At 69.6% G+C, this 13,350-nt stretch carries 15 protein-coding genes, 1 tRNA gene and 1 pseudogene; 13 read left to right on the forward strand and 4 right to left on the reverse strand.

Translation table 11 applies throughout. The features are described from left to right. Nucleotides 1-8: 8 nt before the first annotated feature. Both QP029_RS01590 and QP029_RS01595 read left to right on the forward strand, forming a co-directional pair. Complete coding sequence (locus QP029_RS01590) at nt 9-482, forward strand: TetR/AcrR family transcriptional regulator (protein WP_284876120.1); 474 nt, start codon at nt 9-11, stop codon at nt 480-482. Further along, nucleotides 371-1,777: an MFS transporter gene (locus QP029_RS01595; RefSeq protein ID WP_349293721.1), complete on the forward strand. Its 1,407-nt coding sequence runs from the start codon at nt 371-373 to the stop codon at nt 1,775-1,777. Before QP029_RS01590 ends, QP029_RS01595 begins: the two co-directional genes overlap by 112 nt. A 73-nt stretch (nt 1,778-1,850) precedes the next feature. Here the strand turns inward: QP029_RS01595 and QP029_RS01600 are convergent, their stop codons facing one another. The 3 genes from QP029_RS01600 to QP029_RS01610 all read right to left on the reverse strand — a co-directional run bounded on the left by QP029_RS01600 (nt 1,851) and on the right by QP029_RS01610 (nt 3,693). After that, nucleotides 1,851-2,105, reverse strand: coding sequence for a hypothetical protein (locus QP029_RS01600; RefSeq protein ID WP_284875157.1), 255 nt, complete (start codon nt 2,103-2,105; stop codon nt 1,851-1,853). A gap of 496 nt (nt 2,106-2,601) precedes the next feature. Next, nucleotides 2,602-3,555 carry a diaminopimelate dehydrogenase gene (locus QP029_RS01605; protein ID WP_284875158.1) on the reverse strand — a complete coding sequence of 318 codons (954 nt, stop codon included), beginning with the start codon at nt 3,553-3,555 and terminating at the stop codon, nt 2,602-2,604. A 65-nt stretch (nt 3,556-3,620) separates the two neighbouring features. Beyond that, a tRNA-Thr gene (locus QP029_RS01610) sits at nt 3,621-3,693 on the reverse strand. Nucleotides 3,694-3,787: 94 nt separating this feature from the next. On the opposite strand from QP029_RS01610, the gene thrE reads away from it, so the two are divergent. The 6 genes and pseudogenes from thrE to QP029_RS01640 all read left to right on the forward strand — a co-directional run bounded on the left by thrE (nt 3,788) and on the right by QP029_RS01640 (nt 8,848). Next, nucleotides 3,788-5,272, forward strand: coding sequence for a threonine/serine exporter ThrE (gene thrE / locus QP029_RS01615; protein ID WP_284876121.1), 1,485 nt, complete (start codon nt 3,788-3,790; stop codon nt 5,270-5,272). 71 nt (nt 5,273-5,343) lie between these two features. After that, nucleotides 5,344-5,688, forward strand: coding sequence for a hypothetical protein (locus QP029_RS01620; RefSeq protein WP_284875159.1), 345 nt, complete (start codon nt 5,344-5,346; stop codon nt 5,686-5,688). Nucleotides 5,689-5,699: 11 nt separating this feature from the next. Next, nucleotides 5,700-7,058 carry an alpha,alpha-trehalose-phosphate synthase (UDP-forming) gene (locus QP029_RS01625; protein ID WP_284875160.1) on the forward strand — a complete coding sequence of 453 codons (1,359 nt, stop codon included), beginning with the start codon at nt 5,700-5,702 and terminating at the stop codon, nt 7,056-7,058. Continuing rightward, nucleotides 7,055-7,516: a hypothetical protein gene (locus tag QP029_RS01630; RefSeq protein ID WP_284875161.1), complete on the forward strand. Its 462-nt coding sequence runs from the start codon at nt 7,055-7,057 to the stop codon at nt 7,514-7,516. Before QP029_RS01625 ends, QP029_RS01630 begins: the two co-directional genes overlap by 4 nt. A 9-nt stretch (nt 7,517-7,525) precedes the next feature. After that, nucleotides 7,526-8,260 (forward strand): annotated as a pseudogene (gene otsB / locus QP029_RS01635) (trehalose-phosphatase); the annotation flags it as partial. A 141-nt stretch (nt 8,261-8,401) separates the two neighbouring features. Beyond that, nucleotides 8,402-8,848 (forward strand): DinB family protein, encoded by a 447-nt coding sequence (locus QP029_RS01640; RefSeq protein ID WP_284876122.1) that lies wholly within the window; start codon nt 8,402-8,404, stop codon nt 8,846-8,848. On the opposite strand, the gene QP029_RS01645 is transcribed toward QP029_RS01640, so the two are convergent. Further along, nucleotides 8,812-9,903: a LacI family DNA-binding transcriptional regulator gene (locus QP029_RS01645; protein ID WP_284875162.1), complete on the reverse strand. Its 1,092-nt coding sequence runs from the start codon at nt 9,901-9,903 to the stop codon at nt 8,812-8,814. The genes QP029_RS01640 and QP029_RS01645 overlap by 37 nt on opposite strands. A 35-nt stretch (nt 9,904-9,938) precedes the next feature. On the opposite strand from QP029_RS01645, the gene QP029_RS01650 reads away from it, so the two are divergent. From QP029_RS01650 to QP029_RS01670, 5 genes are all read left to right on the forward strand, one after another. Continuing rightward, nucleotides 9,939-10,787: a CE1 family esterase gene (locus QP029_RS01650; RefSeq protein ID WP_284875163.1), complete on the forward strand. Its 849-nt coding sequence runs from the start codon at nt 9,939-9,941 to the stop codon at nt 10,785-10,787. A 1-nt stretch (nt 10,788) separates the two neighbouring features. Beyond that, on the forward strand, nt 10,789-11,073 hold the full coding sequence (locus tag QP029_RS01655; protein WP_284875164.1) for an ATP-binding cassette domain-containing protein: 285 nt from the start codon (nt 10,789-10,791) through the stop codon (nt 11,071-11,073). Then, nucleotides 11,034-11,324, forward strand: a complete 291-nt coding sequence (locus QP029_RS01660; protein WP_284875165.1) for an ABC transporter ATP-binding protein — start codon at nt 11,034-11,036, stop codon at nt 11,322-11,324. Before QP029_RS01655 ends, QP029_RS01660 begins: the two co-directional genes overlap by 40 nt. Further along, a complete protein-coding gene (locus QP029_RS01665) occupies nt 11,321-11,935 on the forward strand; it encodes a hypothetical protein (RefSeq protein ID WP_284875166.1) in 615 nt (204 codons plus the stop codon). Before QP029_RS01660 ends, QP029_RS01665 begins: the two co-directional genes overlap by 4 nt. Nucleotides 11,936-12,020: 85 nt before the next feature. Beyond that, a complete protein-coding gene (locus QP029_RS01670) occupies nt 12,021-13,334 on the forward strand; it encodes an ISL3 family transposase (RefSeq protein ID WP_284874921.1) in 1,314 nt (437 codons plus the stop codon). Nucleotides 13,335-13,350 lie beyond the last annotated feature (16 nt).

Raw genomic sequence — 13,350 nt, forward strand, 5'->3', positions numbered from 1 at the left:
ACCGGGGGGTGGAGGCACTGAGCTTCGAGACCCTCGCCGAGGCCGCCGGGCTGTCCAAGTCCGGCATCATCTACCACTTCCCCACCCGCCAGGACCTCCTGCTGGCGATCAACCAGTACTTCATCGACACGTGGGAGGCCCAGCTGGAGGACATCGCCGGCGCCCCCGCCACCGACCTCGATCCCGGCCAGCGCCTGCGCGCCGTGGTGCTGAGCATGCGCGACGACGCCGAACCCGCCGAGCTGCTCATGTGCCTGGAGTCCCGCCGCCATCCTGAACTGCCGGAGATGTGGGCGGCGCTGGAGGACCAGTGGATGGTCGCCGATCCGCGCAGCGAGCTCTACCCCGTCCAGCTCATGGCCTACGGCCTCTGGGCCCACGACCACGTCCACCACTCCCCCCTGTCGGAGGCGGACCGGGCACACCTGGTGGATGCGATCCTGCGCCAGATCCCCGGACTGCCCTTAGACTTCCCTGCATGAACCATGTGCGCACCGACCGCGTCACCGTCACGTCCTGGGCCCTGTGGGACTGGGGATCGGCCGCGTTCAACGCCGTCCTGGTCACGTTCATCTTCTCCGTCTACCTCACCGACTCTGTCGGCCAGACCCTGGACACCTCCGCCACCCCGACGCAGCTCTACGGCTGGGTGATGGCGGTCGCGGGTGTGACCATCGCCGTGGTCGCCCCCATCATCGGCCAACGCTCCGACATCCGCGGCACCCGCCGCCGCTCACTGGCGGTGTGGACGTTCGTGACCGTGGCGCTCATGGCGGCGTTGTTCGCGGTGCGCAATGACGCCCCCGTCTACTTCTGGCTCGGCGCGATCATCATGGCCGTGGCCTCCGTGCTTTTCGAGTTCGCCGAGGTCAACTACTACGCCCAGCTCAACCAGATCTCCACCCCCGACAACGTCGGCCGGGTCTCCGGCTTCGGGTGGGGCATGGGGTACGCCGGCGGCATCGTCCTGCTGCTCATCTGCTACGTCGGCTTCGTCGCGGGCGAAGGCGGCATGTTCGGCCTGCCCACCGAGGGCGGCCTCAACATCCGGCTGGTGGCGGTGTTCGCCGCCGTGTGGTTCGGCATCTTCGCCCTCCCCGTCCTCCTCCGCGTCCCCGAGGCGCCACCGTCCGGCGCCGCGGACACCGAGGGCGTCATCGACGCGTATCGACGCCTCCTCGCCACCATCCGCGACCTCTGGCACACCGACCGCAACGCCGTCTTCTTCCTCGTCGCCTCCGCCGTCTTCCGCGACGGCCTGGCCGGTGTGTTCACCTTCGGTGCCATCCTCGCGGTGACCGTCTACGGACTGACCCCCGGCGACGTCCTCATCTTCGGCGTCGCCGCCAACGTCGCCGCCGCCGGCGGTGCCATGCTCGGCGGCTGGCTCGACGACAGGGTGGGCCCCAAACCCATCATCCTCGGCTCCCTCATCCTCATGATCGCCGCCGCCGTCGCGCTCTTCTTCGTCGACGGCCCCCAGATGTTCTGGATCTTCGGCCTCATCCTCTGCCTGTTCGTCGGCCCCGCCCAGTCGGCGGCCCGCTCCTTCCTCTCCCGGGTGGCCACCGCCGGCACCGAGGGCCAGCTCTTCGGCCTCTACGTCACCACCGGCCGGGCCGTCTCCTGGCTGTCTCCGCTGGCCTTCGGTGTCTTTGTCTCCCTGGCCGGTGGCGCCGACCGGGCCGGCATCCTCGGCATCGGCCTCATCCTGCTCGTCGGCGCCCTGCTCCTGCTGCCGGTCAAGGACCCGACCAGCGCTGACCCCCGGAACTAGGCACCGCTCAGGGCAGCCCGATCGCATGCGGCTGGGTCCACGCGGAGTGCCACTGCCCCTCCAGCTCCACCTCTCACGGCCGGTGCAGATCAATGCACACATCCGAGAACGTCAGGTGCCGGTAGCCGCGTGCCATGGCGTCGTTGGCCTTCCAGTAGTCCTTCACCACCAACTTCGCCGGCTCATGGACCCCGTCCCGGAAATACTTACCCAGCAGGGCGTTCTGCTCGAAGGTGTAACCCCGCTCCTTCAGCGCCCGGAACAGCATCCGTTCGGTCTCCGAGTCCGCGCCTATCGACGCCCGCCGGATCCGCTCCCGCCGCCGCACCGGGATCTTCCCCCCACGTCAGCAGGTCCTCCTCCAACGCCTCTCCCCCGGCGCCCCCGGTCGCGGCGCTCGATCTCCCGCACCGCATACTGATCCACCTTCACGGGGACATCGAGGGCAGTGCGCAGGGGCGTGGCAATGCGGAGTCCGTCGTTGACCTCGAAGGGGCGATGATCGACCTGAACTCCCGGTTCCGCGGCACGTGCACGCTCACCGGGGGTACTCACCCGCCTGTTCATGCGCAGCTGCACCATACGGATTCTGGTGCGCCAACGCCCGGAGCACCACCGGACCGGTGGGCCGGTCGGAGGTGAACAGGCCTCCGCGAGCTCCCGCGTGGTGAACACCTACCGACCGTCCGGCAATGTCGTCATGGCTTCCCCCTTCCCCCACTCAGACCCCACCGACGGCCCGGAGGTTCCCGGAAACTGCCTTCACCTCCGGAACGTGACCGCCAACCCCCATGGACGGCGGTGTTCCGGAGGTGAATGCAGGACTACACGTCGCGGGCGATGAGATCGTCGAGCGAATCCGGAGAGATGAGGTAGGGCGCGACCTCGAGGACGGTGTAGGCGCCCGGCTCGGTGATCCGGTGGGCTGCCCGGGAGTAGGCCAGCGCGACGGCGGCGGTGAAGTCCGGGTTCCGGTCCAGCTCGAGGGTGTACTCGATGGTCTCGGTGTACCCGCCGGTATCCCCCGCGGTGACCACGTGGCCGCCGTGGGGCATGCCGGTGTGCTCGGCGTCGAAGGTGGCCTCGTCGACGAAGTTGACCTCCACCTGGTAGCCGACGAAGTAGTCCGGCATGGTGCGGATCTCGTTCTCGATGCGCTCGTGGTCGGCCTCGTCGGCGACGACGAAGCAGCGACGCAGGTGGGCGTCCTTGCCGGTCAGCTGGCCGGCCTCGCCCTTGCGGGCGGCGTCGAGGGCGTCAGGAGAGGGAATGGTGTACTGGACGGCCTTGTGGACGCCGGGGATGCGTCGCAAAGCATCGGAGTGGCCCTGGGACAGGCCCGGACCCCAGAAGGTGTGCTGCGCCGCGCCCGGGAGGATGGCCTGCGCCATGGTGCGGTTGAGGGAGAACATGCCCGGATCCCAGCCGGTGGAGACGACGGCGACGGTGCCGTTCTCCTTCGCGATCTCATCCATCTGGGCGCGGTGGCGCGGGACATCACGGTGGTTGTCGTAGGTGTCCACGGTGTTCGCGTGGCGGATGAACTCCGGCGCCTGCTCCGGGATGTCGGTGGCGGAGCCGAGACAGAGCACCGCGACGTCGAACTGGTCGCGGTAGTCGGCGAACTCCGCGACCGGCCACACGGCGGCATCCGTGTCCAGGGTCTCGCGGCGGGAGAAGATGCCGGCGAGCGTCATGTCCGGCTGCGCCTTGATGAGCTTCTCCACCGACTTACCGAGGTTGCCGTATCCGACGATCGCGATCCTGATGTCTGCCATTGCTGCTCCTTGAGTCTGGTCCGATGATCGGGAACCAGTCTACGGCCGGGCCGCCGCGGCGTGAGAGCTGGAGACGAGACTTGAACTCGCAACCTACGGTTTACAAGACCGTTGCGCTACCGATTGCGCCACTCCAGCAGTCGCGGACACCCGGTCCGCTGGTGTGATGGTACCCGAGCGGCCCGCGGCTCCGGAAACCGCCGCGGACTGCTAGTCTCCTCACGTGTCCGGAATGTTTGAGAAGCTCGGATCGTTGTTCGCCGGCTCCGGCCGCATCGCGACGATCGACGCCGCGAAGGCCGCCCCACCGCCCTCCCCGCTGGCACCGATCGACCTCACCGATCACGCCCAGGTGGCCGCCGTCATGGACCTGGCCGCCCGGATCGGTGACATCCTGTTGTCCTCCGGCACGTCCAACTCGGACACCAAGGCGCAGATCCATGCGGTGACCTCCGCGTACGGCCTGCACTACTGCCACGTGGACATCACGATGAACACCATCACGATCTTCACCACCATCGGGCACGGCCGGAAGACCCCGGTCAACGTGTTCCGGGTGGTGCGGTCGCTGACGACGGACTTCTCCAAGCTCTCCGAGGTCGACCGGCTCATCCGCTCCATTCAGGCGGGTGCAACCCCGCCGGAGGTCGCCGAGAAGATCCTCGACGAGCTCGCGGCCAAGCCCGCCGAGTACGGGGCGTGGACCGCGGTCATGGGCTGGGGCGTCATGGGTGGCGCGGTCGCCGTCATGCTCGGCGGTGGCTGGCTGGTGGCGCTCACCGCGTTCGTCACCTCGGTGCTCATCATGGCGATGAACACGTGGCTGGGCCGCAACCAGCTGCCGTTGTTCTTCCAGAACGTCTTCGGCGGGATCGTGGCCACGGTGCCGGCGGCGGTGATCTACTCGCTGGCCGCGGAGCTGGGGTTCCGGATCTCGCCGTCGCAGATCATCGCGTCGGGCATCATCGTCCTGCTCGCCGGTCTCACGCTGGTGCAGTCGCTGCAGGACGGGATCACAGGGGCGCCGGTGACGGCCTCAGCACGCTTCTTCGAGACACTCCTGTTCACCGGTGCCATCGTCGCCGGCGTGGGTATCGGCATCTCGTTGACGGCCCTGCTGGGCATTTCCCTGCCTCCCCTGGAGACGACCGCTGCGCCGAACTTCACCTCCGTCACGGTCCGCGTCATCAGCGGCGCGGTGGCGGCGGCCGGGTTCGCGGTGGCCAGTTACGCGGAATGGTCCTCGGTGGCGATCTCCGCGCTCACGGCCCTGGCGGGGTCCGGTTTCTACCATTTCGTCCTCGTGCCCTACGGTTTCGGCTCCGTCATCGCGGCCTCCGTCGCCGCCGTGGTCATCGGCCTCGCCGGTGGTCTGCTCGCCCGTCGTTTCCTCATCCCGCCGCTCATCACCGCCATCGCCGGCATCACCCCGTTCCTGCCAGGTCTGTCGGTCTACCGCGGCATGTACGCGGCGATGCACGAGCAGATGCTCGTCGGCTTCACCAACATCGCCACCGCGCTGGCGATCGCCTGTGGCCTGGCGGCGGGTGTGGTCCTCGGCGAGTGGGTGGCCCGCCGCCTGCGCCGCCCGCCGAAGCTCAACCCCTACCGTTATTTCCGTGCCACCCGCCGGGTGACGTTCCAGCAGATGGCCCAGGCCGCGCAGCCGCGTCCCCGGAGGCGGGTGCGCCGGGCCCGCGGGCATAGCGTAGAATAAGTGCTCTATTGCGCCCGTCAGCTGCCCTGATCAGGTGCGCCTCACTCCCCGACCTACTCCCAGGAGGATCCATGCCGCCCAAGGTCACAGATACCCGTCCGACTCCCGAAGCTCTCCACGCCGTCGAGGCGGAGACCGCCGCCGCGGCCCGCCGCATCGTCGCCACCTACGCCGAGGACTTCCTGGACGGTGTGACCCTGATGTGCATGCTCGGCGTCGAGCCGGAGGGCCTGGTGTACAAGAAGGTCGCCGCGGAGGCCGAGGAGGCCGCCCCGAAGGCCACCAAGCGCACCCGCAAGGCTGCGAAGAAGGCCACGAAGAAGACCACCAAGAAGACCGCGAAGAAGACGACGAAGAAGGCCACCAAGAAGGCGACGAAGAAGACCACCGCCAAGAAGACCACCAAGAAGGCCTGACCCTTTCAGTCATGAGCGGCGACAACAGCTTCGTGGTCGTGGCCAACCGCCTGCCGGTTGACCTGCACACCGCCCCCGACGGCACCCGCACCTGGACGCCCAGCCCGGGTGGGCTCGTCGCCGCGCTCTCCCCGGTCCTGGAACGCCAGCAGGGGTGCTGGGTCGGCTGGCCCGGGATCGCGGACGAGGCTCCGGAGCCCTTCCGCACCGACGCCGGGGTGCTGCTGCATCCGGTGAGGCTCACCGCCGCGGACTTCGAGGGGTTCTACGAGGGGTTCTCCAACGCGACGTTGTGGCCGCTGTACCACGACCTCATCGTTACCCCCGTCTACGACCGCGACTGGTGGGCTGCGTACCGGGACGTCAACCTGCGGTTCGCCACCGAGGTCGCCGAGGTCGCCGCCGAGGGTGCGACGGTGTGGGTGCAGGACTACCAGCTGCAGCTGCTACCCGGCATCCTCCGTCAACTGCGCCCCGACCTGCGGATCGGTTTCTTCCTGCACATCCCCTTCCCCGGTGCGGACCTGTTCCGTCAGCTGCCGTGGCGCGAGGAGATCATCCGCGGGTTGTGCGGGGCGGACCTCATCGGTTTCCACCTCGAGTCCGGGGCCCGGAACTTCCTCGACCTGGCCCGCCGCTCCGGCGTGGAGATCGATGACGCGCAGGTCGGCGCGTTCCCCATCTCCATCGACCCGGGCTCGCTCGGGACGGGGGAGCCGGGGGGTGTGGAGAAGCTGCGGGAGTCCCTGGGAAACCCGGCCACGGTGATCCTCGGGGTGGACCGCCTGGACTACACCAAGGGAATCCTCCAGCGGCTGCTGGCCGTCGAGGAGCTGCTCGAGTCCGGGGCGCTCGATCCGGACCAGGTTGTGCTCATCCAGATCGCCACCCCCTCCCGCGAGCGGATCGACCAGTACCAGGTCGCCCGATCCCAGGTGGAGGAGGCCGTCGGCCGGATCAACGGCCGCTTCGGGTCCGTCGGTCACCCGGTGGTGCACTACCTGCACCAGTCCCTGCCGAAGGATGAGCTGCGCACCTACTACGAGGCGGCGGACGTCATGCTGGTCACCCCGTTCAAGGACGGTATGAACCTGGTGGCCAAGGAGTATGTCGCCTGCCACGGTGACGGCTCCGGCGCCCTGGTGCTCTCCGAGTTCGCCGGCGCGGCCGTGGAGCTGCATCAGGCGAACCTGTGCAACCCCTTCGACCTGGAGTCCATCAAGCGGGCGTTGGCCACCGCCGTCACTGGTCTGGCCCAGCAGCCGGAGGTGATGCGGGAGCGGATGCTCGCCATGCACCGGCAGGTGCATGAGCACGACGTCACCCGCTGGGCCGACTCCTTCCTCACGGCACTGGAGGCCCGACGATGAGGCGCGCTGTGGCAGCGGTGCTCCTGGCCGTGTCCGGTGCCGGCTCCCTGGTCGCCTGCGGCACCCCGGAGCCGACGGTCCTCGGCTCGACGTGGCAGGTCACCGACGTGTGGGTCACCCCGGGTGATCCGAGTGCGGTCCCTGACGGCGGCACCCTCGTCTTCGGGGAGGCCTCGCTCGCGGGGTCGACCGGGTGCGCCCCGATCCAGGGGACGGTGACCTTCACCCGGGACGGTGAGACCGTGCAGGCCGCCGACGCCGACGCCGTCACCGTCGACCGCCTGGAGATCGACGTCCCCGCGGCGGACTGCCCCGCCGCCTGGACGCATGAGCTGCTCACCACCATGCTCGAGCCCGGCGCGACGTTCGATCTGCGGCAGGACACGGACACCGAGCTGGTGCTCACCCTGCGCGGCGAGGGTGTCGATCGCCCGGCGATCGGGCTGGCCGCTGTTTAGAGTGGGGCCATGAACCCACAGCACCCACAGATCAAGGACCTCGCCACCGCCGACCGTCTGCTGGTGGTCTCCGACTTCGACGGCACCCTCGCCGGGCATTCCACCGACATCTACCGCGTGCCCGTCAACCGTGATTCCCTGGCGGCGCTGACCCGGCTGGCGGGATTGCCCGGTACGCATGTCGCGGTGCTGTCCGGCCGCCACCTCGAGGGGCTGACGCAGGTGTGCACGCTGTGTGACCCGGTGGTCCTCGCGGGGTCGCACGGGGCGGAGTCCTCCCACGGGGTGGAGTTGACCGATGAGATGCGGGCTCACCTCGATCATCTCACCGCCCAGCTCGAGCCGATCATGGCGGGCACGCCGGGTGCGCTGGTGGAGCACAAGCCGTTCCAGCGGGTGGCGCATGTCGCGGCGGTGGCGAACCGGAAGGTCGCGGCGGAGCTGCTCGCCCGGGCGGCGGGAATCGACACGGGTGGGGCGCGGGTGACGCCCGGGAAGAACATCATCGAGTTCTCTGTCGCCGACGTGACGAAGGGGACGTGGATCGCCGCGGAGATCGGGCGCCTGTCCCCCGACCGCGCTCTCTTCCTCGGCGACGACCGCACCGATGAGGACGGTTTCCACGCCCTGCGCCCGCAGGACCTGGGGGTCAAGGTCGGTGAGGGGGACACCGCCGCCGCCATGCGCGTCGACGGCCTGCCGGACGTGGCCCGCGTCCTCACCGAGCTTGCCGACGCCCGCGCGGACCACCTCGGCATCCCCCGCGACCCCGCCGCCCGCTTCGGCGTCGTCGCCGCGGGCTTCAGCGGCGAGGTCACCCGCGTCACCGACTGGGACGCTCCCACCCCGTGCGCGGACTGGGCCGCTCGCGACATCGTCGACCACCTGCTCACCTGGTACCCCGCCAACCTGCGCAACGCGGACATCGACCTCGAGGTCCCGCGCTCCGGCGATCCGGCGGCCGACTGGGCCGGCTTCGTCACGGCCGTCTCCGACCTGCTCGCCGACCCGGCCCGGGCGGAGGCCGTCGTCACCGCCGGGCCCGATGAGGGGCAGACCGTCGCGCGGGCCACCAGCGGCTTCCTCATCCCTGACATCTTCCTGCACACCTGGGACCTCGCCCGCTCCCAGGGCAATGACGCCCACCTCAACGCCGACTACGCCGCCCGCAATCTCGCGGGTCTCGAGTCCCTGGGTGACGGGCTGCAGGCCACCGGCCAGTTCGGCCCGCCGCACCCGGTCGCCGAGGATGCCCCCGTCGTGGACCGGCTCATGGCCCACATCGGCCGGGACCCTCAGTTCCGGGGAGGGGCCACCGTCGACCCGGCGTGATAGGTCGTGCGCAGGATGCGCCGGGGGACGTCGAGGGAGGGTTCGGTGTCGGTGACGCGAGCGTCGATAAGCTCCTGGAGCATGCGGCCCGCGGCCGCGCCCTTCGCCTTGTTCGGCTGGATGACGGTGCTCAGGCCCCGGTGGAGGGCGTAACGGACACCGTCGAAACCCGTGACCGACAGGTCCGCCGGCACCGTGCGGCCCGTGGCGGCGGCGTAGTCGAGGACGCCGAACGCCATGGAGTCGGTGGTGCACAGCACGGCCGTGAGATCCGGGTGGGTGGTGAGCAGCTCGCGGGCAGCGTCGACACAGGAGGGCTGGTCGTTGATGTGCCGGGTGACGATGGGCACCTGCCCCGGATCAATCCCCGCCGCCGTGAACTCGTCGAGCGCCCCGAGCACACGACCCCGCTGGACGTGCAGGTCCGCGCCGTCGACGTCGGCCGCGGGCACGAACCCGTCCCGCCGGAGACGGGTGAGCCGGATCGACAGGATGCCGATACGCCGGTGCCCCGCCTCGAGCAGCGCCCGGGCCGCGGGGCGGATGGCGGCACGGTCATCGATACCCACGAACGGCAGGTCCGTGTCGCTCGGCTGATCGCACAGCACCACCGGCAGATGCCGCGCCTGCGCCGCCGCCAGGTGCGCATCCCCCGACGCCACCGAATAGACGACGAAACCGTCCACCACCGCGCGCCCCACCAGGGTCGACGCATCATCGCGCGCATCCGGGCCCGCCGGAATGAGTGTCACGGCCGAATCCGTGCCGTACGTCGCCTCCGCCATGCCGGCGAGGAAATCCACCGACGCGACATCCTCGAACGCGTACGACAGATGCTCCGTGAGCAGCACCCCGATCGCCCCCACCCGTCGCGTCCGCATCGAGCGCGCCATCGGATCCGGCCCCGGATAACCCCGCGCCGCCGCCGCCGCGAGGATCTTCTCCCGCAGCGCCGCCGACAACTGGTCCGGCTGGTTGTACGCGTTGGAGACGGTGGTACGGGAGACGCCCAGCTCAGCCGCCAGGGAGGCGAGGGTGCGGGCGCGTTTGACCATGTGCCCGAATCTAGCAGGCACTAGAGTGGTGACCCGTGACGGATCAGACCAGCTACACCTCCGAACGGCTCACCCTGCGCCACGGCGGCCGCGACCGCATCTTCACCGTGGTCACCCCCGACATCATCGGCGACCGCCCCGACGTCCTGTTCTACTTCCACGGCTCGCTGCAGAACGGCAACGTCGCCCGCAACTTCACCGGCCGCACCTTCGACGACATGGCCGCCCGCACCGGCACCATCCTGGTCTACCCCGACGGCGTTGAGCGCCACTTCAACGACACCCGCCGCGGCCTGCGGGAGCGCACCCGCGATCTCGACATCGACGACGTCGGCTTCACCCACGCGATCGTGGACCAGCTCCGCGACCGCCGCGACATCGGCGACATCCACGCCTGCGGCTACTCCAACGGTGGGCAGATGGTGCTGCGCCTGCTTCACGACGCCCCCGGCCTCCTCGCCGGCGCCGCCACCTTCGCCGCCACCATGCCCGCCGCCGACAACCTCATCGACGGCCTCGGCGAGCCCGTCCCCACCCCCTACCTGGCGATCCACGGCACCGGCGACCACATCGTCAACTACGACGGCGGCGTCGCCGGACTCGACCCCGCCCACACCCGCGGCGTCCTCGTCTCCGCGTTCGAGTCCGCCGAGTACTTCGCCGACGTCAACGGCCTCGACGACGCCGACCACACCCGCCGCGCCGAGGACGCCCTCACCGTGGACACCTGGTCCCGCGACGGCCACCCACCGGTCGAACTGTGGAGCATCACCGGCATGGGCCACGTCGTCCCCACTCCCAAGGACCTGCCGCCCAGCATCGGCCCCGGCACCGACGCCATCGTCGCCGCCGACGTCGTCGCCGGGTTCTTCGGCTGGGAGTAACGTGCTGCGCGTCGACTGCACCTACGGCCACGACCTCCCCCTCGGTCACCTCACCCGGGAGTTCGGCCCCGGCCTCCACGGTCTCGCCGGCCCCAACGGCGCAGGCAAGTCGACGCTGCTGTCCACCATCGCCGGCGAGATCGACCCGCTGTCCGGCACCGTCTCACCCGACTCCCCGGCGCCGTCACCCGCATCGCCGAACCCGCCTTCTACCCCGACCTCACCGTCGGCGAACACCTCACCCTCATGGGGACCACCGCCGAGGTCATCGACCGGTGGGCACTGACCGAGCTTCTCGACGCCCCACCCTCCTGGCTCTCCTCCGGCCAACGCCAACGCGTCTTCCTCGCCTCCCAACTACCCGCCGCCGCCGACGTCATCGTCATCGACGAACCCGAACGCCACCTCGACGCCGACTGGGTCGACGTCCTCTGCGCCGAACTGGTCACCCTCGCCGACGACGGCGCGGTCATCGTGGTGGCCACCCACTCCCCCGCGGTGCTCGCCCACTGCCACGACGTCATCGAGCTCGGATGACCCGCGCCCTCGAGGCGGTCTCGGCCGCGCTCTACCCCCTGGTCATCGTCGCCATGCTCGCCGGATTCGGCTGGACCGGCCTCCAGTGGCTCATGTCCCACACCGACATCCCCGTCCCCGCGCCGGTGGCCGGGGCCTGCGCCGTGGTGGCGCTCCTGCTGTCCGGCTGGCTCTGCGAACGCCTCCTGCCACTTGCCGCCCTGTCCCAGCAGCGCTGGATCTACCACGAACGCCCCCGCCGCCGACTCCGCGGCCTCGACCAGGTGTCCCTCATCCAGGTCGCCGGATTCCTCCTGGCCGGCCTGTTCCTCGGCGTCGCCACCGGCTGGCCGGTCCCGCTGACCCTCCTGGGCGTCGCCGCCCGCCTGCTCCCCGCGTTGCGACGCCACCGCTTACCCGACCTGCTCCGCGCCGGCCGGACCCGCCTCGTCGGCAGCTCACCCTGGGCCGTCCGCGCTCGCGGCGACCTGGCTGCGGCGGGTGGGGACGGGGGCGTCGACAAGCATGACCTCCCTGTTCCTGCGGCGGCTGCGGCGACGCTTCTACCTGCCCCTCACCGCCGTCATCCGGCCCTTCCGGATCCGGAGTGCATAGCTGGGGTTCGCCGGTGATGCGGTGAGGCACAAGATGTAGGGGTCCTGGGGCGTGTGAAGATGCAAGTTCCTACACCAGCACTTCGCATCCCCAGGACCCGCTTTGAACGCTACCGCCAGCCTGCTCGCCGACACCATCTGCCGCACCGTCGAGCTCGGGGTGACCATCACCGACGCCGCTGTGGCTGACGAGCTCACGCACCTGTTCTGCGCCCCGGTCACACTCGACCCGATCTGCGCCGAGTGCGGGATGGCGGGCCGTTTGCGGGACCACGTCCAGCGGAAGGTCACGGATCTACCGATCGTCGGGCATCCCACCAGACTGCACGTGCGGGTACCGCGCTTCACCTGCGACAACACCGAGTGCGCTACGAGGATTTTCCAGCAGCGGATGCCGGCGTTGGCTGAGCCGCGGGCCAAGACCACCCGCCGTTGCAGCCGCTGGATCCTGCAGCGTCTGGCGATCGACCGCACCAGCGTGTCCGCGGTGGCCAAGGCCCTCGGGCTGGGGTGGGATTTGGTCAATGACCTGGCGGTCTCGGAGGTTCGCGCGATGGTCTACGAGCAGCCCGGACACTTCGATGGCGTCCGCGTTCTCGGTGTCGATGAGCACAAGTGGAAGCACGTGCGCGGCGACGGCAGCAGTGCGTTCGTCACCGTGCTGGTCGACCTGACCCCAGTCGTGGACGGCACTGGCCCGTCCCGCCTGTTGGACATGGTCCCGGGGCGTTCGGCGAAGGTGCTCACCGAGTGGCTGGACGCCCGTGACCAGGTGTTTCGGGATCGAGTCAAGGTTGTCACGATGGACGGTTTCGCCGGCTACCATTCCGCTGCGGCGAAAGCTGTTCCTGCAGCACGGACGGTGATGGATCCGTTCCACGTCGTGCATCTTGCCGCGGACAAGCTCACCGTGTGCCGCCAGCGGATCCAGCAGGCCACCACCGGGCACCGGGGACGGGCCGATGACCCCCTGTACGGGATCCGCCGCATCCTGCGCACCCGCGCTGAGCTGCTGACCGACAAGCAGAAGGTCCGCCTGTTCAAGGCGTTCACCGCCCATGATGCGCACGCGGCGGTGGAGGTCACCTACGGCGTCTACCAGCGACTCATCGCCGCCTACGAGGCCTCGGGCAAGCGGGAGGGCAAGATCGCGATGTACAAGCTCCTCAAGTCGATCCGGGCCGGTGTGCCAACGGAGTTGCCCGAGCTCGCGCAGCTCGGTCGCTCACTGTGGAAACGGCATCGCGAGATCCTCGCTTACTTCGACGTGGGTGCCTCCAACGGACCCGTCGAGGCCATCAACGGCCGCCTCGAGCACCTGCGCGGGATCGCCCTGGGCTTCCGCAACCTCAAGCACTACATCTTGCGGTCACTCATTCACTCCGGCCGGCTTCAGGATCGGATCAATGCACTCTGATTCCGGAAGAGCCGCT

Origin of the sequence: Corynebacterium suedekumii, from assembly GCF_030252185.1 — a bacterium.
GTDB lineage: Bacteria > Actinomycetota > Actinomycetes > Mycobacteriales > Mycobacteriaceae > Corynebacterium > Corynebacterium suedekumii.

Bases quoted from the DNA above. Each gene is read 5' to 3' on its own strand.
- QP029_RS01605 (WP_284875158.1), bottom strand. From the start codon at position 3,555: ATGGCAGACATCAGGATCGCGATCGTCGGATACGGCAACCTCGGTAAG.
- thrE (WP_284876121.1), top strand. From the start codon at position 3,788: ATGTTTGAGAAGCTCGGATCGTTGTTCGCCGGCTCCGGCCGCATCGCG.
- QP029_RS01620 (WP_284875159.1), top strand. From the start codon at position 5,344: ATGCCGCCCAAGGTCACAGATACCCGTCCGACTCCCGAAGCTCTCCAC.
- QP029_RS01625 (WP_284875160.1), top strand. From the start codon at position 5,700: ATGAGCGGCGACAACAGCTTCGTGGTCGTGGCCAACCGCCTGCCGGTT.
- QP029_RS01630 (WP_284875161.1), top strand. From the start codon at position 7,055: ATGAGGCGCGCTGTGGCAGCGGTGCTCCTGGCCGTGTCCGGTGCCGGC.
- QP029_RS01645 (WP_284875162.1), bottom strand. From the start codon at position 9,903: ATGGTCAAACGCGCCCGCACCCTCGCCTCCCTGGCGGCTGAGCTGGGC.
- QP029_RS01660 (WP_284875165.1), top strand. From the start codon at position 11,034: ATGGGGACCACCGCCGAGGTCATCGACCGGTGGGCACTGACCGAGCTT.
- QP029_RS01665 (WP_284875166.1), top strand. From the start codon at position 11,321: ATGACCCGCGCCCTCGAGGCGGTCTCGGCCGCGCTCTACCCCCTGGTC.